22 protein-coding genes are annotated in these 21,261 nt (G+C 66.5%); 9 read left to right on the forward strand and 13 right to left on the reverse strand.

Translation table 11 applies throughout. The features are described 5' to 3' along the window. Nucleotides 1-410: SDR family NAD(P)-dependent oxidoreductase (locus AAC997_RS15910; RefSeq protein WP_340646682.1), on the reverse strand; the 410-nt coding region annotated here is incomplete at its 3' end. A 173-nt stretch (nt 411-583) separates the two neighbouring features. On the opposite strand from AAC997_RS15910, the gene AAC997_RS15915 reads away from it, so the two are divergent. The 5 genes from AAC997_RS15915 (at nt 584) to AAC997_RS15935 (ending at nt 3,525) form a co-directional block, all read left to right on the forward strand. Further along, on the forward strand, nt 584-1,159 hold the full coding sequence (locus tag AAC997_RS15915; RefSeq protein ID WP_340646683.1) for a DUF2939 domain-containing protein: 576 nt from the start codon (nt 584-586) through the stop codon (nt 1,157-1,159). A 58-nt stretch (nt 1,160-1,217) separates the two neighbouring features. Next, nucleotides 1,218-1,598 carry a VOC family protein gene (locus AAC997_RS15920; RefSeq protein ID WP_340646684.1) on the forward strand — a complete coding sequence of 127 codons (381 nt, stop codon included), beginning with the start codon at nt 1,218-1,220 and terminating at the stop codon, nt 1,596-1,598. A 58-nt stretch (nt 1,599-1,656) separates the two neighbouring features. After that, nucleotides 1,657-2,586: a hypothetical protein gene (locus AAC997_RS15925; protein ID WP_340646685.1), complete on the forward strand. Its 930-nt coding sequence runs from the start codon at nt 1,657-1,659 to the stop codon at nt 2,584-2,586. 121 nt (nt 2,587-2,707) lie between these two features. After that, nucleotides 2,708-3,115: a nuclear transport factor 2 family protein gene (locus tag AAC997_RS15930; protein WP_340646686.1), complete on the forward strand. Its 408-nt coding sequence runs from the start codon at nt 2,708-2,710 to the stop codon at nt 3,113-3,115. Further along, the gene (locus AAC997_RS15935; RefSeq protein WP_340646687.1) at nt 3,112-3,525 is read left to right on the forward strand and encodes a MerR family transcriptional regulator; all 414 of its coding nucleotides are present in this window, start codon (nt 3,112-3,114) and stop codon (nt 3,523-3,525) included. The genes AAC997_RS15930 and AAC997_RS15935 overlap by 4 nt, the downstream gene beginning before the upstream one ends. On the opposite strand, the gene alaS is transcribed toward AAC997_RS15935, so the two are convergent. Beyond that, complete coding sequence (alaS, locus tag AAC997_RS15940; protein ID WP_340646688.1) at nt 3,522-6,161, reverse strand: alanine--tRNA ligase; 2,640 nt, start codon at nt 6,159-6,161, stop codon at nt 3,522-3,524. The genes AAC997_RS15935 and alaS overlap by 4 nt on opposite strands. 282 nt (nt 6,162-6,443) lie before the next feature. After that, complete coding sequence (recA, locus tag AAC997_RS15945) at nt 6,444-7,514, reverse strand: recombinase RecA (RefSeq protein WP_340646689.1); 1,071 nt, start codon at nt 7,512-7,514, stop codon at nt 6,444-6,446. Between the two features lie 218 nt (nt 7,515-7,732). Here recA and AAC997_RS15950 point away from each other — a divergent pair, with 218 nt between their 5' ends. From AAC997_RS15950 to AAC997_RS15960, 3 genes are read left to right on the forward strand one after another with little or no spacing between them, the layout of a single operon-like run. After that, entirely contained in the window at nt 7,733-9,184 is a 1,452-nt protein-coding gene (locus AAC997_RS15950; protein WP_340646690.1) for a hypothetical protein, read from the forward strand. A gap of 57 nt (nt 9,185-9,241) precedes the next feature. Beyond that, nucleotides 9,242-9,637: an FdtA/QdtA family cupin domain-containing protein gene (locus AAC997_RS15955; RefSeq protein WP_340646691.1), complete on the forward strand. Its 396-nt coding sequence runs from the start codon at nt 9,242-9,244 to the stop codon at nt 9,635-9,637. Beyond that, the gene (locus tag AAC997_RS15960; protein WP_340646692.1) at nt 9,634-10,719 is read left to right on the forward strand and encodes a DegT/DnrJ/EryC1/StrS family aminotransferase; all 1,086 of its coding nucleotides are present in this window, start codon (nt 9,634-9,636) and stop codon (nt 10,717-10,719) included. Before AAC997_RS15955 ends, AAC997_RS15960 begins: the two co-directional genes overlap by 4 nt. A 32-nt stretch (nt 10,720-10,751) precedes the next feature. On the opposite strand, the gene AAC997_RS15965 is transcribed toward AAC997_RS15960, so the two are convergent. Genes AAC997_RS15965 through AAC997_RS16005 form a run of 9 tightly spaced genes read right to left on the reverse strand, consistent with a single transcriptional unit; the run spans nt 10,752 to nt 18,927 of the window. Next, the gene (locus AAC997_RS15965; protein WP_340646693.1) at nt 10,752-12,092 is read right to left on the reverse strand and encodes a class I adenylate-forming enzyme family protein; all 1,341 of its coding nucleotides are present in this window, start codon (nt 12,090-12,092) and stop codon (nt 10,752-10,754) included. Between the two features lie 2 nt (nt 12,093-12,094). Then, a complete protein-coding gene (locus AAC997_RS15970) occupies nt 12,095-12,331 on the reverse strand; it encodes a phosphopantetheine-binding protein (protein ID WP_340646694.1) in 237 nt (78 codons plus the stop codon). Then, nucleotides 12,324-14,096, reverse strand: coding sequence for an HAD-IIIC family phosphatase (locus tag AAC997_RS15975; protein WP_340646695.1), 1,773 nt, complete (start codon nt 14,094-14,096; stop codon nt 12,324-12,326). The genes AAC997_RS15970 and AAC997_RS15975 overlap by 8 nt, the downstream gene beginning before the upstream one ends. Next, nucleotides 14,093-15,289 carry an SDR family oxidoreductase gene (locus tag AAC997_RS15980; protein WP_340646696.1) on the reverse strand — a complete coding sequence of 399 codons (1,197 nt, stop codon included), beginning with the start codon at nt 15,287-15,289 and terminating at the stop codon, nt 14,093-14,095. Before AAC997_RS15980 ends, AAC997_RS15975 begins: the two co-directional genes overlap by 4 nt. 2 nt (nt 15,290-15,291) lie before the next feature. Further along, a complete protein-coding gene (locus AAC997_RS15985; RefSeq protein ID WP_340646697.1) occupies nt 15,292-16,314 on the reverse strand; it encodes a ketoacyl-ACP synthase III in 1,023 nt (340 codons plus the stop codon). Next, nucleotides 16,314-17,054: an SDR family oxidoreductase gene (locus AAC997_RS15990; RefSeq protein ID WP_340646698.1), complete on the reverse strand. Its 741-nt coding sequence runs from the start codon at nt 17,052-17,054 to the stop codon at nt 16,314-16,316. Before AAC997_RS15990 ends, AAC997_RS15985 begins: the two co-directional genes overlap by 1 nt. Before the next feature lie 9 nt (nt 17,055-17,063). Continuing rightward, nucleotides 17,064-17,987: a class I SAM-dependent methyltransferase gene (locus tag AAC997_RS15995; protein ID WP_340646699.1), complete on the reverse strand. Its 924-nt coding sequence runs from the start codon at nt 17,985-17,987 to the stop codon at nt 17,064-17,066. Between the two features lie 15 nt (nt 17,988-18,002). After that, nucleotides 18,003-18,305: a hypothetical protein gene (locus AAC997_RS16000; RefSeq protein ID WP_340646700.1), complete on the reverse strand. Its 303-nt coding sequence runs from the start codon at nt 18,303-18,305 to the stop codon at nt 18,003-18,005. A 16-nt stretch (nt 18,306-18,321) separates the two neighbouring features. Continuing rightward, the gene (locus AAC997_RS16005) at nt 18,322-18,927 is read right to left on the reverse strand and encodes a GNAT family N-acetyltransferase (protein ID WP_340646701.1); all 606 of its coding nucleotides are present in this window, start codon (nt 18,925-18,927) and stop codon (nt 18,322-18,324) included. Between the two features lie 102 nt (nt 18,928-19,029). On the opposite strand from AAC997_RS16005, the gene AAC997_RS16010 reads away from it, so the two are divergent. Continuing rightward, on the forward strand, nt 19,030-19,767 hold the full coding sequence (locus AAC997_RS16010) for a class I SAM-dependent methyltransferase (protein WP_340646702.1): 738 nt from the start codon (nt 19,030-19,032) through the stop codon (nt 19,765-19,767). Here AAC997_RS16010 and AAC997_RS16015 read toward each other — a convergent pair. Next, nucleotides 19,764-21,065, reverse strand: a complete 1,302-nt coding sequence (locus AAC997_RS16015; protein WP_340646703.1) for a glycosyltransferase — start codon at nt 21,063-21,065, stop codon at nt 19,764-19,766. The two genes, AAC997_RS16010 and AAC997_RS16015, sit on opposite strands and share 4 nt — an antisense overlap. Between the last annotated feature and the right edge of the window lie 196 nt (nt 21,066-21,261).

Here is a 21,261-nt window from a genome sequence, read left to right on the forward strand (position 1 = left end):
GACAGGTGGAAGGGCGCATAGACCTGCACCTCCATCATCAGCTTGAAGCGCTTCTCGGTGAACTCCACGACGGGCGTGAAATAGGTGATGGCGGCGTTGTTGATCAGGATGTCGATCGGACCGTAGGCGGCCACCGCCTCCTCCACCAGGCGCTCGCGCTCGATGGACTGGGCCAGGTCGGCCTTGATGAAGGTGGCGTCGCCGCCGGCCTTCTTGATGCGCTCGACGGTCTCCATCAGCGTGCCCGGCAGGCGGCTTTCCCCGTCCTGGGCGGTGCGGGCCGACACGACGACCTTGGCGCCCTCCATGGCCAGGCGGGCGGCGATGGCCTCGCCGATGCCGCGGCTGGCGCCGGTGACCAGGGCGACCTTGCCCTTCAGATTTCCATTGGGGTTGATGCTGGCGGCCATGAAATAACGCCCTCCCTGGGCTTTGTTATGGTTCAAACAATGCGCAAACCTCGCGCTCTTGGGCCGCCTGCGCAAGCGCCGCCGTGGCCTCCGGGCTCGCCTTCTGGGAGGAACCTCTAGGAAGCGTGGCCGCTCATGTTAATCATTGTGCGACTTCAGCGAGGCTTCAGCCCATGTGGCGGACCATCTTCAACCTGATCCTGGTCCTGCTGATGGGGGCCTGTGTGGCCTTCGTCGCCGCGCCCTGGTTCGCCTTCCGCGCTCTGAAGGCCAACGCCCGTGACGGCGACGCCCAGGGCCTGGCCGAACTGGTGGACTATGGCGCGGTGCGCGGAACCCTGAGGAACCAGCTCGGCCCCACCCCCAACGCCGCCACGGCGCCGGCCCCCACCGTCTGGACCGACCCGATCGGCGCCATGAAGCGGGCGCTGGAGCCCCTGACCCCGCCGCCTCCGGCCGTGGAGCGCTATGTCAGCGTCGAGGGCCTGCACGACCTGACCCGTGGCTATGAGCCGGGCAAGGCCCCGCCCGAACCGCCCATGCCCAACAACCTGCCCGACCAGGTGATCAACGCGGTCAAGGAGCCCTGGCCCTCCCTGCGCTACTGGGGACCCAATCGCTCCCGCTTCGTGGTGCGGGCGCCCGACGCGCCTGCGCGCGAGACCGTCTTCACCTTCCAGCGGCGCGGCTGGTTTGAGTGGAAACTCGTGCAGATCCGCCCGCCGGCCGAGGACGAGGCGCGACCATAGTTCTTGTTTTGTTCGCTTCCTCTGCTAGGCTGCCGGCCAACGCGAGAGGGAGAATTTCATGTCCATCGGGTACGTCACAATCGGGGCTCTGGATGTAGCGGCATCTCTACCGTTCTACGATGCGGTGCTTGGCGCCATCGGCTATCACCGCGCCTTCCTGGACGGTGGCTGGGCCGGCTACGGCCCCAAGGACGGCGACGCCAACACCTTCATCTGCCCGCCCTTTGACGGCGAGGCCGCGCGGCCAGGCAACGGGATCATGGTGGGCTTCCTGGCCCCCTCGAAGGAGGCGGTCGCCGCCGCCCACGCCGCGGCCCTGGCCAACGGCGGCGTCGACGAAGGCGCCCCGGGGCCACGACCGGCCGACTCCACCAGCTTCTACGGCGCCTATGTCCGCGACCTGACAGGCAACAAGCTCTGCATCTTCACCAAGCCCTAGCTTGACCGGCGGCTGGGCTGGTCGGATCGTGCCGGCCCTGTCATCCCGGAGCCAAGCCATGCGCACCGCCACCCTCCTCGCCTGCGCCTTCATGGCGAGCCTGCCCTTGAGCGCCCGGGCCGGGGTCTGCAAGGCCTGGAGCTTGCCGGTCCAGGTGGCCGCCATCCCGTCCACACCCATCAATGAGGCCAGCGGCCTGGAGGCGTCTCGCGCCTATCCGGGGCGGCTCTATCACCACAACGACTCCGGCGATGACCTGCGGTTCTTCGTGACCGACATGACCGGCGGCGATCTGAAGATCGTCAACCTCAAGGGCCCCAAGCCCGTGGACATGGAGGAGTTGTCCCTGGGACCGTGCGGGGCCAAGACCTGTCTCTACCTCGGCGACATCGGCGACAACGGCGGCAATCGGTCTGAGGTCAGCTTCACGATCCTGCCGGAGAAGCAGACCTATGCCGAGACCGAGACGCCGCTGCGGGTGGTGCGCGCCCGCTATCCGGACGGGTCGCGCAATGTCGAAGCCTTCGCCGTGCATCCGAACGGCGACCTCTTCGCGATCACAAAGCCGGTGGACGCCCGGATGACCAAGCCCGGCCCCGCCTCGGTCTACCGGCTGTCGGCCAACCAGCTTCGACAGACCGAAGGCGTGCAGGTCTTCGCCAAGCTCGGCGAGCTGGACCTGCCCAACCTGCTCTCCGACCTGCCGTTCTACGGCTGGATCCCCACCGGCCTGGACATCAGTCGGGACGGCAAGCGCGCGGTGCTGCTGACCTATATGGCCGTCGTTGAACTGGGCTTTGACCTCAGCCAGGGCGTGCCCGCCACCCTGACGGCAGGCGATAATGTCTCGGTGTTCCGCGCCCCGCCCCTGACCCAACAGGAAGCCATCACCCTGCTGCCCGACGACAGCGGATTCCTCTACGACAGCGAGGCAGGGCGAAAGGCGCAGACCTTCCCGCTGAACAAGGTGACCTGCACCGAGCGGTAGGGACATGGTCGCCGCGAACCGTTCGTCCAGGGCTGCCAAAGCCGTACGCATTTAGGGTATTGACCTAGAGTAGGCTCTAGGATGTTCCCTCCGTCACTGGTTCAATCTGGAGACCAGTGAGATGCAAAATATCGAAAACAAAGTGATCGTCACCAAGGCGATGGCGGCCCTTGCGACCGGCGACAACCGCCCCTTCTACGAAGCCATGGCGGAGGACGTGATCTGGCGCCCGATGGTCGGCGGCGTGTGGGGCGACGTGCATCATGGCCGCGAGACGGCACGCGACAACCTGTTCGCGCCTCTTCGGAAGCAGTACGCCAGCGCCTACACCAACACCGCCACCAACATCTTCGCGGCGGGCGACGCCGTGATCGTCGAGGCGCAGGGCGCGGTGACGCTGAAGTCGGGAAAGACCTACAACAACCGCTACTGTTTCGTGATCGAGATGGCGGACGGCAAGATGACAGAGGTCCGCGAGTACCTGGACTCTGCGCTGGCCGAGGCGGTTCTGGAGCCTCTGAAAGGGTGAGCATCCGCTACCACATCGGGCGCTTCGCCAAGCTCGTGGATCGAAGCGTCCATACGATCCGCTGGTATGAGGCTCAGGGCCTCATACCAGCCGTCGGCCGCGACGCCGGCGGCCGACGGGTCTACGAGGACGAGCACGTCGAGCACCTGCTGTTCCTGGAACGGATGCGCCGCACCGGCATGTCGGTGGCGGAGATGCGGCGGCTGACCGATCTGTCGATGCAGGGCTGGCGCACCCTGGAGGCGCGCAAGTCGGTGCTGCAGGACCATCGCGCCGAGATCGAGGCGAAGATAGCCGACCTGAGCGCCGCCGTCGAAGACATCGACGCCAAGATCGCCTTCTACGATGAGTGGGACCGGAACAAGCGCCGGCCCCGCAAGGCGACCGGGCCGGCCCAGGCTCGCACCTAGGCCAGCGCCGCCTTCACCGCCGCCACGCCCTCCGCCGCCTTGGATCCGTCCGGGGCGCCGCCCTGGGCGAAGTCTGGACGGCCGCCGGCGCCCTGACCGCCCATGGCGATCACGGCGGCCTTGGCCAACTCGGCGGCGTTGAACTTGCCCGCCGCCGAGCCCATCACCGCCACGGCGATGGCGGCCTTGCCCTCCGCGACACCGACCATGGCGATGACGCCGTCAGGCACCTGCTTGCGGTATTCCTCGACGATGGGCCGCAGATCCTTGCCGCCGACCCCGTCCATGACCCGGGCCATGAGCTTGGTGCCGGCGATCTCCTCGATCGCCGCGGCCTCGCCGCCGGAACCACCGCCGCCCATGGCGAGCTGACGCTTGGCGTCGGCCAGCTCCTTCTCCAGCTTGCGGCGTTGAGCGTCCAGCGCGTCCACCCGGGCCAGAACCTCGGCCACCGGCGTCTTGAACTGGTCGGCCAGCGCCTTGGCGACGCTGGCCTGGTCGTTGAGATAGCGACGCGCGGCTTCACCCGTCAGGGCCTCAATGCGCCGGATTCCGGCCGCGACGCCGGTCTCCGAGACAATCTTGAACAAGGCGATGTCGCCCGTGCGGGCCACATGGGTGCCGCCGCAGAGCTCGACCGAATAGTCGTCGTCGCCTTCCAGGGCCTTGCCGAGCGCCAGGACACGAACGCTGTCGCCGTACTTCTCGCCGAACAGGGCCATGGCGCCGGCCTCGATGGCCTCTTCCGGGGCCATCTCCTTGGTCACGGCCGGCAGGTTCTGGCGGATCACCGCATTGACCTCAGACTCGATGGCGTCGAGTTCAGCCGTCGTCAACGGACCACCGTGACTGAAGTCGAAGCGCAGGCGCTCACCGTCCACCATCTGGCCCTTTTGCGAGACGTGAGGTCCCAGCACGTTGCGCAGGGCGGCGTGCAGCAGGTGGGCGCCGGAGTGGTTGGACCGCGTGGTCAGGCGCCGCTCGGCGTCGACAGCCAGGCGCACCCGCGCGCCGGGCGCCAGGACGCCTTGCGTGATCTCCAGCACGTGGACGTGCAGGTCCCCGGCCTGTTTCTGGGTATCGATGATCCGGCCCTTGCCGCCGTCCCATTCGGCCTCGCCGGTGTCCCCGGCCTGACCGCCGCTCTCGGCATAGAAGGGGGTTCGGTCGAACAGGGCCTGGACGGTCTGGCCGGCCTGCGCCTTGTCGATCTCGGCGCCGCCCTCCACCAAAGCCAACAGTTCGGCGGTGGCTTCCACGCTGTCATAGCCCAGGAAGACGGTGGCCCCCAGGCGCTCGCGGATCGCGAACCACTCGCCGGCGGCCGAGGCCTGGCCAGAGCCGGTCCAGGCCTCGCGGGCCTGGGCGCGCTGCTGGTTCATGGCGGCCTCGAAGCCGTCCATGTCCACGGTCATGCCCTTGCCGCGCACCGCGTCCTGGGTCAGGTCGACGGGGAAGCCATAGGTGTCGTAGAGCTTGAAGGCGGTCTCGCCCGACAACACGCCGCCCTCGCTCATCTTGGCGGTGGCCTCGTCCAGCAGGGCCATGCCGCGGCCCAGGGTCCGGCGGAAGCGTTCCTCCTCCTGACGCAAGGTCTCGATGATCACCGGCTCGGCGCGCCGCAGTTCGGGATAGGCGACCCCCATCTCGGCGATCAGAACAGGCGCCAGGCGGTGCATCAGGGGCTCCTCGACCCCCAACAGGTGGGCGTGGCGCATGGCGCGGCGCATGATCCGGCGCAGGACGTAGCCCCGGCCCTCGTTGGATGGCGACACGCCGTCGGCGATCAGGAAGCTGGTGGAGCGCAGGTGGTCGGCGATCACCCGGTGCGAGGGGCCGTTGGAGCCGCCGGCCACCAGGGACTTGGACGCCGCGATCAGGGTGCGGAACAGGTCGATGTCGTAGTTGTCATGCACGCCCTGCAGCACGGCGGCGACCCGTTCCAGGCCCATGCCGGTGTCGATCTGCGGCTTGGGCAGCGGCCTGCGCGTGCCGTCGGCCAGCTGCTCGAACTGCATGAAGACCAGGTTCCAGATCTCCACGAACCGGTCGCCGTCCTCGTCCGGGCTGCCGGGGGGACCGCCGGGGATGTGGGCCCCGTGGTCGTAGAAGATCTCCGAGCAGGGACCGCAGGGGCCGGTGTCGCCCATCGACCAGAAATTGTCGCTGGTGGAGATGCGGATGATCTTCTCATCCGGCAGGCCGGCGATCTTCTTCCAGAGGTCAGCCGCCTCGTCGTCGGTGTGATAGACCGTGACCAGCAGCTTCTCCGCCGGGACGCCCAGTTCCTTGGTCAGCAGGTTCCAGGCGTATTCGATCGCGCCTTCCTTGAAATAGTCGCCGAAGGAGAAGTTCCCCAGCATCTCGAAGAAGGTGTGGTGGCGGGCGGTGTAGCCCACATTGTCCAGGTCGTTGTGCTTGCCGCCGGCGCGGACACATTTCTGGGATGAGGCCGCACGCGGCGCGGGCGCGGCCTCGGCGCCGGTGAAGTAGTTCTTGAACGGCACCATGCCCGCATTGACGAACAGCAGGGTCGGGTCGTTCTGCGGCACCAGCGGAGCCGACGGAATGATCAGGTGATCATTCTTCTCGAAATAGCCCAGGAAGGCGCTGCGGATCTCGTTCAGGCTCGGCATGGCTCTAGACGCTAGACTTCAAAATGGGGGCGCGTGTTGCGCTGCGACATTGGGGTCCGTTTACGAGACTTAGAGCCCCCCGCAAAGAAAAAGGACGCCCGGACCGAAGTCCGAGCGCCCTTCTCTTGCGTGAACGACCGTGCGGGGTCTGGCCCGGCGACCGCCGGCCGCGCGGTTTGCGGGGGCGCGGCGACGGGGTTTCGAGGGCCAAAGCGGCCGTCCACGTTAACGGTGGGCATCTCGGGTCCGGCGGCGGATCAAGCCCGGCCGCCGGCGAAACGCCTATTCCTCGTCTTCGCCCGCCGTGGGGCCGACCAGCAGCTCTTCCTCGATGACTTCCTTGGCGCCGCGGACCTGTTTTTCGATGGCGTCGGCGATGTCGCGATTGTTCTTCAGGAACTCCCGGACATTGTCGCGGCCCTGACCGATGCGCTGGCTGTTCCAGGAGAACCAGGAGCCGGACTTCTCAATGACCCCGGCCTTGACCCCCAGGTCGATGATCTCGCCCAGCTTGGAGATGCCCTCGCCGTACATGATGTCGAACTCGACCTCGCGGAACGGCGGGGCCACCTTGTTCTTCACCACCTTCACGCGGACGTTGTTGCCCATGATCTCGTCGCGGATCTTCACCGAACCGGTGCGGCGGATATCCAGGCGAACCGAGGCGTAGAACTTCAGGGCGTTGCCGCCGGTGGTGGTTTCGGGGCTGCCGTACATCACCCCGATCTTCATGCGGATCTGGTTGATGAAGATGACCAGGGTGTGGGTCTTGGAGATCGAGGCCGTCAGCTTGCGCAGGGCCTGGCTCATCAGGCGGGCCTGGAGGCCGGGCAGGCTGTCGCCCATCTCGCCCTCGATTTCGGCGCGCGGCGTCAGGGCCGCGACGGAGTCGATGACGATGATGTCCACGGCGCCGGAGCGCACCAGGGTGTCGGTGATCTCCAGGGCCTGTTCGCCGGTATCCGGCTGGGAGACCAGCAGTTCATCCAGGTTCACGCCGAGCTTGTTGGCGTAGGAGGGGTCCAGGGCGTGCTCGGCGTCGACGAAGGCCGCGGTGCCGCCGGCCTTCTGGACCTCGGCCACCACGTGCAGGGCGAGTGTCGTCTTGCCCGAGCTTTCCGGCCCGTAGATTTCGACGATCCGCCCCTTGGGCAGTCCGCCGATGCCAAGCGCGATATCCAGCCCCAAGGACCCCGTGGAGACCGACTCGATCTCCATGTGGCTCTTGTCGCCAAGCTTCATCACCGAACCCTTGCCGAAGGCCCGATCGATCTGCGCCATCGCTGCTTCCAGCGCGCGCTGCTTGTCACCGTCTTCTCGTGCCACGAGCTTCAATGCCGTTTGAGACGCCATACCAAGCACTCCCTATCCCATGATTCCGCCAACCCGGTGGGGTAGATCGCTCTCCCCGCCGCCGGACTCAGGTGTACTTATTTTGTTCTCGGTTCACAAGATGTTCTTTTCCCGCGAGGCGACCGAAACTGTCGTAGTAGGGGCGTGTTCGGGCCGCGGCGTCTTGTTCGCGGCGCGCAACGTCTTTTAAGCTGCAGCGTCCCGTTCCGGAGCTCCGCATGTCCCTGCTGGTCGGCCGTACGCCTCTGACCATCCGACGGCTGGCCTATGTGGGATCCGACGCGCCGGCGTTCGAGAGGGTCTATGCCGCGCGCAATCCGGCCGCGACCTTCGCGTCGGACGCCCCGGACGGCGTTGTCATCGCCGACCTCGACACCCTGAACCTTGACGATTTGAAGACCCATGCCGAAAGCCTGGCCCCGGACGGCTTCCTGGTGGCCGCCTCCCGGTCGGGGCCTCATGTCGCCGAGGCCCTGGCGGCGCTGGGCGGCGACTTTCGCATCGACAAGCTGCAGTTTCTGATCCCGAGCGACGATCACTTCAACGACCTGGCCCCCCGCCTGGCGCCCGCCCTACTTCCTCAGGTGGAAGGCCGAGACCTGCTGCTGGTGGTCCAGAAGAGAACCTCCGACCCCGCGCCCCTGGCCGTCCAGATCGCGGCCTTCGCGCCCCGGCTGATGGATATCCGCACCCGGTTGCCCGCCCAGGCCCTGCGCGCCGATCCGGAGCTGATCGTGGCCTATGGCGGCGCGCCGTTTAAGTTTCTGCCGCTCGCACCCGAGTCACCAAAGATCTTGGTGCTGCAGCGCCCGGTCCTGCCCTCAGTCAAGGCTTGGTGCGCGGCGATGGCTGACAGCATCCAGGGCGGCTGGCTGGTGGTCACGGAGTTCGACGATCATCCGGCTATGATCGCGGCGGTCGCGGCGGAGAAGCTGACCCCGGACGGATGGCGCACCTATGGCTTCTCGCACGCCCTACAGACCTCCACCGAGCGGCTCGGGCGGGCGTTTTCCAAGTACAATCCCGTGGTCAAGGTGTTCCCGAACGCCGTCTTCGACCTGCCGCCCTTCCCCGCCGCCCCGGCGCCGCGCCGGGTCTTTTACGGGGCCTTGTCGCGAGGCAAGTTCGCCGCACGGGTGGCAGCGTCGCTCGCCCCCGTCACCGAGGAATTTCCAGAGGTCGAGTATGTGGTGGTGGGGGACCGGGCCGTGTTCGACGCCCTGCCCACGGCCAACAAGAGCTTCCACGACTACCTGCCCTACGAGGCCTATCTTGACCTGATGGCCACCTGCGCGGTCTCCCTCTCACCGGTGGAGGGGCGGCTCTACGAAGACACCAAGAGCGACGCCAAGTTCCTCGACGCCGCGGCCCGGGGCGTGGTGACGCTGGCCTCCCCGACCATCTATGCCGAGACCATGGTTCACGGTCGCACCGGCCTGATCGCCCACCGCCTGAAGGACTGGGCGCCCCGCCTCGCCGAGGCCCTGCGGGACGAGCCCGCCCGTCAGCTCATGGCCCAGCTGGCCTGGAAGTATGTCCGCGACAACCGCATGTTCGCCCATCAGGCGGCCGACCGCAGCGCCTGGTATCGGGAACTCTGGGACCGCCGCGCGGAACTGAACGCCGGGCTCCTCACCCGCCTGCCGGGTCTGGTCCAGGCCCTGGCCTGAAACGGTTGACTTGGGGCCACGCCGACCGCCATTTCGGGCGCGGCGCAGGAGAGCGACTTGGCGAACCTCATCAACCTTCCGGTGATCTCGGACCCTCGGGGCAACCTGTCCTTCATCGAGTCCAACACCCACCTCCCCTTCGATATCGCCCGCGTCTACTACCTCTATGATGTCCCCAGCGGATCGGTGCGCGCCGGCCATGCGCACAAGGCCCTGCATCAACTGTTGATCGCGGTCTCCGGCAGCTTCGACGTGCGCCTGCATGACGGCGCCAGCGAGGAGCGGGTCACCCTCAACCGGCCCCATGTCGGTCTGCACATCGGCCCCATGCAGTGGCGGGAGATCGACAACTTCTCCTCCGGATCGGTCTGTCTGGTCTTGGCCTCGACGGTCTATGACGAGGCCGACTACATCCGCGACTTCGACGCCTTTCTGGGCCGCGCCAAGCTGTGAAATTCTTCGACCTCAACCTGTCCGATCCCGCGCTGCGGGGAGAACTCGACGGCGCCTATGGCCGGGTGATGGACTCCGGCTGGATGATCCTTGGACCTGAACTGGCGGCGTTCGAGACCGAGTTCGCCGCCTGGTGTGGTGCGAGCCACGCCGTCGGGGTCGGCAACGGCCTGGACGCCCTGACCCTCACCCTCCGCGCGGCGGGGGTGGAGGCCGGCGCGGAGGTGATCGTGCCGGCTCACACCTTCGCGGCCACCTGGATGGCGGTGGAGGCCCTGGGCGCGGTCCCGGTCCCGGTGGAGGTCGACGACAGAACCTACACCCTCGACGCCGCGGCCTGCGCGGCGGCGGTGAGCGACAGGACGGCGGCCATCGTTCCGGTTTCGCTCTATGGCCACCCTGTGAACTTGGATCCGCTAATGGCGCTGGCCCGGCGGCACGGCCTGTTCGTCCTGGAGGACGCCGCCCAGAGCCACGGCGCAAGCTTCCAGGGGCGCAGGACCGGGGCAGGCGCCCACGCCACCGCCTTCAGCTTCTATCCCACCAAGAACCTCGGCGCGCTCGGCGACGCCGGCGCCGTCACCACCAACGATGCGGCCCTGGCCGAACGCATCCGCCGCCTCCGCAACTATGGTTCGGACCAGAAATACGTCCACCAGACCCTGGGGGTGAACTCCCGGCTGGACGAACTGCAGGCCGCTTTCCTGCGCGTGTTTCTGCCGCGCCTGGACACCGCCAACGATCAGCGCCGCGCGCTGGCGGGCGCCTATGATGCGGCGCTGGCGGGCTGCGGCCTGACGACGCCGACGCAGGCGCCGGGTGCGCGCCACGTCTATCACCTCTATGTGGTCCGCAGCCCTGACCGCGACGCCCTGCAGGCAAGGTTGAGAGCCGCCGGGATCGAGAGCCTGATCCACTATCCCATCGCCTGCCATCTCCAGGCCGCCTTCGCCCACCGGGGCTTCAAGCGGGGCGACTTCCCCCTGGCCGAGGCCCTGGCCGACGAGGTCCTGTCCCTGCCGCTCTGGCCGGCGATGCCGGTAGGGAATGTCGAGCAGGTGGCCCGCGCCATTCGCGCCTAGGCGCCTCTTGAGGCTATCGGATTGGACGGTCTCTAGGCCCGACGGGTCTTTTTCTGCCGGGCGGTGTGCAGGGGGCCCTCAACGATCTGGACCTTCGACGGCGCCTTGTAGTTGGCGAGCCTGGCCAGGCAGGCCGCACGGACGCGCTTCTTGAGCGCCTCGGCCGGCTCCGGGGCATCCAAGACCAACTTCGCCACCACCATCTGGCCCAGGAAGGCGTGGGGCTCTCCAAACACCGCGGCGTCGGCGACGTTCTCCAGCTCCAGGATCACGTCCTCCACCTCGGCGGGATAGACCTTCTGGCCACCGACATTGATGATGTCGGTGACCCGCCCCAGGATCTTGAAATAGCTCCCGTCGACCTCGACCTGGTCCTGGGTGTTGAACCACCCCTCAGCGTCAAACTCAGACGGGGCGTTCAGATAGCCGACCATGGCGTAGTCGGACCTGATCCACAGGATCCCGTCGACCACCTTGGTCTCGAACCCCTCACCCCCGACCCGCACCCAGAGCGAGCCGTCGTCGCGGGACTGGGAGCGCAGCACGCCAACCTCGGAAAGACCGTAGGTCTGCTGCAACTCAACACCCGGGAAGGCCGCCCGCAGACGGTTCAGGGTCGATTGCGGCATGACTTCAGTGCCGTAGGTGATGCGCTTGAGCGATCCCAGGTCGAAGTCCCGATAGAGGCCGGAGGCCATCAACATGGTCAGGAAAGAGGGCGTGGCCGGAAGCAGCTCGACCCCATGGCGTGCGATGGCCGCGCAGATGCTGGCGGCCGAACGATCCGCCACGGTGACCACCGTACCCAGGCTGCTGGTGATGGCCAGGATGGTGTTCACCCCACCGAAATGATCGATCATCAGGAAAGGGATGGCCCGGCTCGCCGACCGGGCCTTGCGGAACTTTTCGGCCACCCGATCAACGTCGTGCAGTATGCCCTTGGGCCTGCCGGTGGAGCCCGATGAGAACAACACCAGGCCCGGCCTGCGTTCAGCGATCAGGCCCGCGATGAGCGGATTTTCCACGGCGATGGCGTGGCGGGAGAACGTCGCCTCGCGGCCTTCGGCGTCGAACCTGGCGAACCAGTCACAGCCGGAGATCGCCAGGGCAGCCTCTTCCTCGACCACGGTGGCGGGGCTGATGGGAATGACGATGTTGGCGTTCCGCGCCAAGGCCAGGATCAGGCAGAAGACTTCCGGCGAATAGTCGGCCAGCAGAGCGACCCGGTCACCCGGCGCGACACCTTCTGCGCCGAGACGCGCACCCAAGGCTTCGACGGTCTCCATCACCTGGCCATAGGTCACCACCCGATCCTCGTGGATGAAGGCGGGGGCCTGCGGCGCGGTGGCGAAGCGGTCGATCAACCACTGCATGGTCAGGCCGCCGTCAACTCTTCGAGCACGAGCTTGATCAGGGCGTAGGAGGTGATGTTGGCCGCTTCCTCGTCCGGGATGGAAACTCCGAACTCCTCCTCCAGCGCCAGCACCAGGTTCATGTGCCGCAACGAGTCCCAGCTCTCCAGGGTGTCGCTGCTGGACTCCTCGGTGATGGCGTCGGGGTCCACGCCGAGCACCGCGGCCAGGGTCTGCTTAAGGGCGGTTTCGTCAATCATCGACAAGCTGGATCCAGGGAGACGGCGGACGCGCCAGGCCCTCTATCGCATGGGCATAGCGCCGCGCGCCATCGACCTCGCCCATGTGGGTCAAACCGAGCCGATCATAGTAGTCGGCGACCTGAGCGTTCTTAGTGCTCGCCACAAATTGGGCGGTGAGCGTCTCGCAGCCCCGCGCCAGGGCGGCGTCCAGCACCGGCGCCCAGAGCGCGAACTCCACACCGCGCCCCAGCACCCGGCAACTCATCAGCACATTCTCGATGTCCGCTGTCTTCGCGCCATATCGCACCACGACGACACCGGTCAGCCCAGCCTTGCCGAACCTGTCGGCGACCTCCACCGACCAGACATCGGCGTCATCGCTCGCCATCAGCGCCTGGAGATCTCCAATCGCATAGCGTCGCGTGGTGAGATTGAACTGGTTGGACTTCTGGCTGAGTTCACTGATGCGCGCGACCTGGGCGGCGTCATTGCGGGTGACCCGGACCGTCATCTTCAAGGAGGCGAGATAGGCCTCGTGGCTCTCGAAGGATTGCTGCGACTGCAGCGCGTCGGCGCGCTGCCGATACTGCTCGGTCTTGTCGCGGCTCTCCTGGCTGACCCCGCCGGCCAGGAACAGGGATCTGATCTGCTCGATCACCCCCAGATAGGCCGGCAGGTTGGCCGGGGTCTGGAAGACCGAGACCATGGGCAGTTGGCTGCGAACCGCCTCGCACTCGAAGTCGGAATCGTCGAGGAACACCAGGCTGTCGAGACCGATATTCAGTTCGGCGGCGATCTCACGCAGGTTGTCGACCTTCTCGCGCCAATTGACCTTCTTCAGGATGATGTCGGCCTGGGTGAGCACCATGTCCGGATGGGCGGCGAACATCTCCTCGACATCCTGCGGATTGTTCTTGCTGCACAGGCAGAGCAGCACGCCCTCGCGCCGCAGATCGGCGAACACCTGCTGGGCGCGCCAATAGACGGCTCCCGGATAGTCGTGCGGTCCGAGCTTCACTCCGGCGACCAGGTCCTCCCCCAGGACTCCTCCCCACAGGGTGTTATCGCAGTCGAGCACCAGCGCCTTGCGGAACTGCGCGCCATAGTTCCGCGACATGGCGGTTATCTGGCGCGCCCAGGCGTCCAGCAGGAGAGCCGAATAGGGCGCCCTGTTGCGCAGATAGAAGCGAGGATCCAGGGCGGCCGACCGGCCCACCTCCGCCACCAGGGCGCTCATGTCGATCCGCCGCACATTGGCGAAGGCCGCGGCCTCCTCGCGCAGGGCGACATTGAAGCGCGCCAGGATCAGGTCGGTCGCGTCACCGCCCGGCAAGGCGGCGCCGAACCGGTGGAAGTCGGCGAGGAATATGGTGCGGAAACCCGCGCCCTTCTGGAAGGCCAGCCGATAGCGGGCTCTGATCTCGGCCTCACGGGCATCGATAAGGTCGTTGCTCCACTGCCCCGCCTGGGCCTCGAAGGCCGGCGCGAGCAGGTCGAAGAACGGCGCGATCAGAAGGTGCTCGACGCCCTCCGCCGCAAACCGTTCGGCGTCGCCCACCGGATCGTCGAACTGACCCTGACGGACGCTCAACCGGACGCCGGCCAGCAAGGCGTGCTTGCGCAGGAACAGGCCCAGAAGATCGATGGTGGATCCCGCGCTGATGGCCAGGCTGGCCACGGCTGGGGGCGCCCCGTCCTCGATTTCCGCCACCAGTTTCATGGTCTGGGCCAGCGGCAGGCCAGGCGCAGCCAGGGCCTTCAATCGGTCGGCGTCGAGGGTCATCGCATCGCCATGCCGCCATTGACCCCCAGGGTCTGGCCGGTGACGAAGGCGGCGGCGTCGGACGCGAGATAGGCCACCGCGCCCGCGACATCCTCCGGGGAGGCCAGTCGGCGTAGCGGCGTCTGGCGGGCGACCAGCATCTGCGCCTTCTCCGGCACCTCGCCGACAAGGCCGGCGTCGGTCAGGCCCGGCGCGATACAGTTCACCGTCACACCGTTCGGCCCCAACTCGGCGGCAAGGTAGCGGGACATTGTCGCCAACGCCGACTTGGCCATGGCGTAGCCGGTCCAGGTCACGGTCGGCGGGCCTTCGGCGGCAAGCGAGGTGATGTTGACAATCCGGCCCCAGCGGCGCTCCGCCATGGCCGGTGCGAGCGCCTTGGCCAGCAGGAACGCGCCTTTCACCTGGACATCCAGATGCGTCTGGATGTCGGCCCAGTCGGTGGCCGCGAGAGCCTTGGCGCCGATGCCCGGTGAGGCGTTGTTGACCAGGACATCGACCCCGCCGAAGGCGCTCAGCGTCGCCGCCGTCAGCGCCTTGACCCCTTCCACGGTCGAGATGTCGGCCGCCACGGCGATCGCGCGCACCGAGCCCTCGAGGGCGGCGATCTCGCTCACAACCGTCTGCGCGCGCTCAGGCCGCGAACGGTAATTGACCACGACATGAAATCCTTCGCGCGCCAGGCGCAGGCAGATGGCCCTGCCGATGCCGCCCGCCCCGCCGGTGACCAGCGCGACCCGCGGCCGATCCAGCGCCACGGCCATCTCCGCCGTAGGCTTCGGCGCCAGCACCTTGACCTTGCCCTGGCCCGTCAGGACGCTTTGGCCCGACTGATTGACGATTGTGGTCGACAGTTCGAGCAGCCGGTCACGCTCGTGCTTCCTGGTGACGGCGCAGGTTACGGTGAGGGTGTCCCCGAGCCGCACGGGCGCCAGGAATTCCAGGCTCTGGGCCACCCACAAAGCGCCCGGACCAGGGAGTTGCGTGCCGATCACCGTGGAGATGAAGGAGGCGCCCAGCATGCCGTGGACAACCACGTCCTTGAAAGCCGTGGTCTCCGCATAGGCGCGATCAACGTGCAGCGGATTGTCGTCGCCGGTCATCTCCACGAACCGGCGGACGTCGGCCTCGGTTATGGTGCGGGTCAAGGCGCGGGTGTCGCCGACCTTGATGGCCGCGAAATCGGAGAACATGGCTAGCGCCCCCCCCTGGGCATATCCCAGCGCCAGACGCTGGCCCCGAAGTTGAAGCCCGCGCCCACCGCGGCAAGGACCACCAGGTCACCCGACTTCATCAGGCCCTTTCGCACCGCTTCGCTGAGCGCGATTGCGATGGACGCCGCCCCGGTGTTCCCGATCTCCTGCACGTTCGTATAGGTCTTGGTCAGATCAAAGCCCATCTTCCGGACGATGTAGTGGATCAGATTGAAGTTGGCCTGGTGGAAGACCAGGAAGTCGACCGCCTTCACCTCAACCGACGCCTTGGCGCACGCCTTGCGAATGACGCTGGGCAGATGGGTGATGGCCTGTTTCCAGGTCGCCAGTCCGTTCATTTCCATCAGGTCCACGGCGGGATCGAAGGCCCGGCCGGTGTTGGGGAAACTTGACCCCCCGCCCCTCAGGCGCACGGCCTCGTAGCTTGAACTGTCCGTGAAGAAGCTTGAGGCGAGGATTCCCTTGTCCGGCGTCGTGCGACTCAGTACGGCCGCGCCGGCGCCGTCAGCCAGGTAGATGGCGGTATTCTCGTCGGTGCGGTCGATATAGCGCGAACAGAAGTCCACCCCGATCACCAGGGCGTGCCTGACGCTTTCATCCAGCATCATCCGGTCGGCCGCGGTGGTCAGGCCCGCGACGAAGCCGGTGCAGTTGGCCTGCAGGTCGAAAACTTGGGCCGAGGCGGCCTTCAGGTCCCGCTGCACCTTGGCCGACAGCGGCGGGAACAGGTAGTCGGCGGAGAAGGTGGCGGCGATGATCAGATCGATCTCGCCCGCCTCGACGCCCGCCATCTCAATGGCCGCGCGGGCCGCCTTCAGCGCGTAGTCCGACGCCGTATCGTCGGGGGCCGCGATCCCGCGTCGCTTGATCCCGGTCTTCTCCAGGATCCAATCAGGCGTGACCGGCAAGGTCCGGCACAGGGTCTCGTTGTCCTCGAAATAGGTCGGCAGATGATGACCGACTCCGGCGATGGTGACCCCCGGCCGTGCGGCGGGCCCAGCCATCAGTTCACCCCACCCAGAAAGACCGTCTGCGCCGTGACGTAGGCGCTGCGTTCTGAGGCGAAGAAATCGATGACGTTGAGGATGTCGTCATCGGTCGCCAGGCGCGGGATCGGCAGGCGAGCCACCACCGCTTCGACCTTGTCGCGGGGAAGCTGGCCGAGCATCTCGGTTTCCACGGCGGTGATCGCCAGGGTGTTGCAGGTGACGTTCAGCGCCGCGAATTCCTTGGCCATGACGTTGGCCAGGGTGCTCAGCCCGGCCTTGCTGGCGGCATAGATACTGTCGCCCATTGGCTCCAGGCTGACGGCCATGGAGCTGATGTTGATGATCCGCCCCCACTTGCGCTTGCGCATCAGCTTGGCGGCCTCCCGCGACACCATGAAGGGCCCGAGCAGGTTGGTGTTGAGCATCGCCTGGGCCGCGGTGGGCGACATGATCAGCGCATACTGCGAGGTCAGGACGGCGGCGTTGTTGATGACGATGTCCAGATGCGGGCTCAGCTTGCCGATAGCCAGGAAGGCCTGTTGAACGGCGGTCGCATCCCCCACATCCACCTGCAGGTGGCTATAGGCCTTGTCGTCCAGCCCGGCTAGGCCCCGCGCCAGGCCGATAACTGTCGCGCCCTGGTCCAGGAAATGGCGGGCGATCGTCAGGCCCACGCCGCGCGAAGCGCCCGTGACGAGGACCACCTTGCCGGCGTAGAGGGCGGGACTTTGCGGGTGTTGCGGGGCGTCGGTCACCGGTCAGCCCTAGATGACGACAAATGCCGCCGCAAGCGGAACGGGCGCGCCGGCCTGTGCGGGCTTGTAGGCCGCGCCCAGGAAAGCCTGCTCAAGAGCGAAGCCCGCGGCCTGCAGATGAACCTGCACCTCCTCTGAGGTTCGGTAGAGGTAGATGTGGTCAGCGTTGGCCGCGTCCAGGGCCGCGGTGATAAAGGCCCGGCCCCCGGGGGCGAGGGTCCGGCGCAGCAACTTCAGGAAGGCGACCGGATCTTCCAGATGCTCCAGCACCTCCACGCAGAGCAACCAAGGCGCGCTGGCGTCGGCCTCCTCGGCCACGTCGCGAAGGTGGACCTGATAGCGGTCCTGCAGGCCGAAGGCGGCCACATGCCGGTTGGCGTACTCCTGTGATGACGGACTGATGTCGAGCCCGTATCCGGTCGCCGCCGGGAGGGCCTGAAGCAGACGACGGGAATAGAGGCCGGTGCCCACTCCGACCTCTACGAACCGGGCGCCGCCGGCGGCCTTCATCGGACGGACGAAGGCCGCGTCGAAGAACTCCAGCTGCCTGTAATGGTGCGGCCACAGGAAGTGCGACAGCAGGAGGCCCGGCAGGTAGACCCCCATCATGTGGGCATCGTTGAAATAGACCTCGCTGGCCGCCTCGGCATAGGTCTTGGACGGATAGGCTAATGTCTTCTCGAAGCGGGCCTGACGACGCATGGAGTCGAGGGCGAAGACGCTGTAACCCCTAATGGCGGCGTTCAGCCCCTCGTCGTCGGAGAACAGGACCCGCAGAGTTTCCTCCGCCTCATCGGCCCACGACCCGCCGAAGGCCGCAATGGCGCGATCCACGATGTCGCGGGAAAATCGATACTGCTCGGCGAAAATCGTGCGCATCCGCGCCAGCCGGGGGTGGTCTTGCGCCACGAGCTCGAAGCCGGTCCGGGTCACGAGGCGGATCCTGCGTTAGGCCGCTTGGGCGAGCAACTCGCCGATGTAATCCACCAAGGTCTGAACGCTGGTGAAGGGCGAAATCTCGCGTTCCATCGCCTGGTCATCCATCAGGCCGAACGGCCGGCCGAACACCTCGGCGAGCCCAGCCTCGACGTCAACGATCACCGAGACCAGGGCCAGGGAATCTAGTTCGGCGTCGGCGCCAAACAGGGGGGTTGTGGACATGACAGGAACTTGCTGACCGTCCTCCAATTCCGCATTCAGGTTCTCCAGGGCGCGCAACACGATCGCCAGGACCTGATCCTCACCAGCCATTCAAACTCTCCAATTCCTACCGTGCGCCACCCGCTGCGCGGCCGGCGGCGACAAGCGCCATCATCCTTGGGCGGGCGACCGCGTGGTACTCCGAAGCCAACAGCCCAAGCGCCACCGCATCGGTGAAGACCTCATCCTTGAAGTAGTGGCGGCGCAAGCGCCCCTCTTCCTTCATGCCCAGGAAGGTCTGCCACTTCAGCATGAGGTGATTGTCCGCCCCGATCAAACCGTGGATTCGCTCCAGATTCAGGGTGTCGAAGGCCAACTCATAGATCAGCTTCATCGCCTCGACAGCCGCTGGAACCCCCCGCGCGGCCTGCGCCTCGCCGATCAGGAACCGTCCGGCCTCGGCGCGACGGTTGGCGTGGTCGATCTCCAGCAGGGCGACCATGCCCACCGGCTCACCCGTCTTCAGCTCAATGATGAAGTTGTATTCGGCAGGCGGCCGAGCCGCGATCCAATTGGCCTGGTCGGCCACTGTTGGCGCCGCCCGGTTCAAATGGCGTGCGCGGTCGTCATGACGCCAGCGATGAGTCATCTCCGCGTCGGCCACGGTCAAAGGACGCAGTGTGACGAACTCCCCCACCAGTACGGTCTGCGCTGGCGGCGCAGCGGCGTTCATGGATCGGTCCTGTCCCATGGCTGACGAGTGGGTCGGGATGGTCGTGGCGTCAACAGCTCGGTTCTAATATCACTGTGCCGGACCCCGTCACGGAACCTGAACATGCCGTCCGATCACGCCCTCGAGAAGTTTGCCGAGTCCATCTACCTGGAGGACACCACCGGCGAGAATTTTATCGAGAACGTCATCCACACCCAGAACCTGCCGTCCATCCTGGCCAAGCTGTCGCCGCGGGACCGCATCCTGGAGTTCGGCTACGGCGAAGGCACCATAACCGCCCCTCTGGTAGAGCGCGGCTATAGCGTCGAGATCGTCGAAGGATCCGAAAAGCTCTGCGAAGCCGCCCGTGCGAGATTCGGCGACAAGGTCGTCGTCCATCACTCCCTGTTCGAAGAGTTCAAGCCCGCCCAGCCCTATGACGCGGCCTTGGCGCTTCACGTGCTGGAGCATGTCGATGAACCTCGCGCCGCCATCGCCGCCATGGCCTCGTGCCTGACGCCGGAAGGCCGGATCGTCGGCGTGGTTCCCAACGCTCAGTCGTTGCATCGCCAGTTGGCGGTGATGATCGGGCTGCAATCCAAGCCTGACGACCTCTCCCCCCGCGACCACGCCGTGGGGCATCAACGGGTCTACAATCTCGACCAGTTCGCCAGCGACTTCGAGGCCTGCGGTCTCGAGATCGAGGAACGCTTCGGCTATTTCGTGAAGATCGTGCCCAACAGCATGATGCGCGATTGGTCGCCCGACCTCTTGCGCGCACTGACGGGCATTTCAGACCAGTTGCCGCCGCACCTGCTCGCCAATATCGGCGTGGTGGCCAGGCGGCGCCCCCCGACCTAGGCTTGGACTATGGGCGTCGGGCCGAGCGCTCGGCCAGCGACATAGTGCTCGAAACGCTCAAGCTCGGCCTGCACAGTGGCGCGGTAGGGCGCGCTGCGCATCGCGTCGCGGCGGTCGGCTGCGTCCGCGATCGCGGCCGGCAGTTCGGCCGGGTCATAGACCAGGGTCCAGCCCGACAGCGGTGAGGAATATTGGACCAGCGGCCCCATCTCGGCCTCGCTGGGAGCTACGGCTGGCACACCGGCGGCCATGGCCTCGAGCGTGGCGCGGCCGCCGCCCTCCGGGTAGCTCGAGACATAGACATCCACCTGGTGGCTGATCAGCGCCGCCTGCAGATTGGGGGTCGCCCCCGTGAAAACGTAGCGTTGGGGATCAAGCCCGGCGTCGGCCAAGCCCTGCCGAACTTCCTGTTCGAACGCGGCGTCGGTGGGGCCGATGTGGATGAACCTTGAGTTCGGTGTGCTCAGGGCGGGGATCACCCAGTCCACCCAACGGTAGCGGCTTGCGCGCCCCTCTCGCCGGTATTTCCCAATATTGCCGCAGGTGCCGAACACCATGGGGCCCTCAGCCTTACTGACACCCTGGACGATGGAGACATCCGGAAGGGTCATACCCGAATAGGTAGGATTCAAGCCGGCCGCCGCACAGATCGGGTGGCAGGTATAGGTCAGGTCCACGTGCGCCGAGTAGTCGACCGTCGCCCCCAGGGATGGCAGGTGGTCAGCGTGGTGGACGAACTCCGTCACGTCGCGGAACGGATAGGTGGCCGCCACCGCGCAGACGTCCATGTGGTGGTGCAGCAGAAAGATTCGCGTGGGTTTGACCGCGCAGAGCAGACGGTACAGTTCCACGGTCCGGTCCAGGACGTTGGGCGCTTTCAGGGCCAGCAGCGCCCGGCAATGATAACCTCGCGCCGCCAGATCCTCTCCGATAAGTCGGCGGTAGGGGATGTTTCCATAGAGGTCGGTCAGGATCAGACTGACCTTGTCGCCGCCGATCAGGCGGGTGATGTCGGCCACGACCTTGCTGTGCCCACCGACCCCATAGAGCTGGGTGGCGATGACGCAGACATTGTCGTTGCTCTTTTCGCCCTCACAATCCGCGAGCCGCAGGGTCCGGGCGATGTGGGGGATCGTGCCGTCCAGGCCTTTGACGAACAACTTGTGGCCGCGCACGTCCGGCGCGCCAAGGGGCGCCGTGGATTGTGTGAGCCTGGCGAGAATGGGGTCTAGCGCCTCGGGCGTTTGGGCCGCGAGGATTTCCGCCGTCATGCTCGGGGTCTCGAACTCGAACTGCAACGACGCCTCCCAGCTACGGCATGACCTCAGTTGCCACTGTTCAAAGCCTCGCCGCAATGCCAGCGCAACGATCTCATCATGGCCAAGCTGATTAAGGTCCTGGTCACCGAGTCACCCGCAACTCCACGTTTTGGCGTTCCCAGTGACAGAGTTTCGATGAGGCCATCTCCTTCCCCCGCCTTCGACCACGGCGCCG

It is taken from the genome of Phenylobacterium sp. (assembly GCF_037968635.1).
Taxonomy (GTDB): domain Bacteria; phylum Pseudomonadota; class Alphaproteobacteria; order Caulobacterales; family Caulobacteraceae; genus Phenylobacterium.

What these genes read in the sequence shown, in the direction of transcription:
- AAC997_RS15925 (WP_340646685.1), top strand. Translation starts at nt 1,657, where the DNA reads ATGCGCACCGCCACCCTCCTCGCCTGCGCCTTCATGGCGAGCCTGCCC.
- AAC997_RS15930 (WP_340646686.1), top strand. Translation starts at nt 2,708, where the DNA reads ATGCAAAATATCGAAAACAAAGTGATCGTCACCAAGGCGATGGCGGCC.
- AAC997_RS15980 (WP_340646696.1), bottom strand. Translation starts at nt 15,289, where the DNA reads ATGTTCTCCGATTTCGCGGCCATCAAGGTCGGCGACACCCGCGCCTTG.
- AAC997_RS15970 (WP_340646694.1), bottom strand. Translation starts at nt 12,331, where the DNA reads ATGATTGACGAAACCGCCCTTAAGCAGACCCTGGCCGCGGTGCTCGGC.
- AAC997_RS15975 (WP_340646695.1), bottom strand. Translation starts at nt 14,096, where the DNA reads ATGACCCTCGACGCCGACCGATTGAAGGCCCTGGCTGCGCCTGGCCTG.
- AAC997_RS15985 (WP_340646697.1), bottom strand. Translation starts at nt 16,314, where the DNA reads ATGGCTGGGCCCGCCGCACGGCCGGGGGTCACCATCGCCGGAGTCGGT.
- alaS (WP_340646688.1), bottom strand. Translation starts at nt 6,161, where the DNA reads ATGCCGAGCCTGAACGAGATCCGCAGCGCCTTCCTGGGCTATTTCGAG.
- AAC997_RS16000 (WP_340646700.1), bottom strand. Translation starts at nt 18,305, where the DNA reads ATGGCTGGTGAGGATCAGGTCCTGGCGATCGTGTTGCGCGCCCTGGAG.
- AAC997_RS15920 (WP_340646684.1), top strand. Translation starts at nt 1,218, where the DNA reads ATGTCCATCGGGTACGTCACAATCGGGGCTCTGGATGTAGCGGCATCT.
- AAC997_RS15950 (WP_340646690.1), top strand. Translation starts at nt 7,733, where the DNA reads ATGTCCCTGCTGGTCGGCCGTACGCCTCTGACCATCCGACGGCTGGCC.
- AAC997_RS16010 (WP_340646702.1), top strand. Translation starts at nt 19,030, where the DNA reads ATGCCGTCCGATCACGCCCTCGAGAAGTTTGCCGAGTCCATCTACCTG.
- recA (WP_340646689.1), bottom strand. Translation starts at nt 7,514, where the DNA reads ATGGCGTCTCAAACGGCATTGAAGCTCGTGGCACGAGAAGACGGTGAC.
- AAC997_RS15965 (WP_340646693.1), bottom strand. Translation starts at nt 12,092, where the DNA reads ATGCAGTGGTTGATCGACCGCTTCGCCACCGCGCCGCAGGCCCCCGCC.
- AAC997_RS16005 (WP_340646701.1), bottom strand. Translation starts at nt 18,927, where the DNA reads ATGAACGCCGCTGCGCCGCCAGCGCAGACCGTACTGGTGGGGGAGTTC.
- AAC997_RS15915 (WP_340646683.1), top strand. Translation starts at nt 584, where the DNA reads ATGTGGCGGACCATCTTCAACCTGATCCTGGTCCTGCTGATGGGGGCC.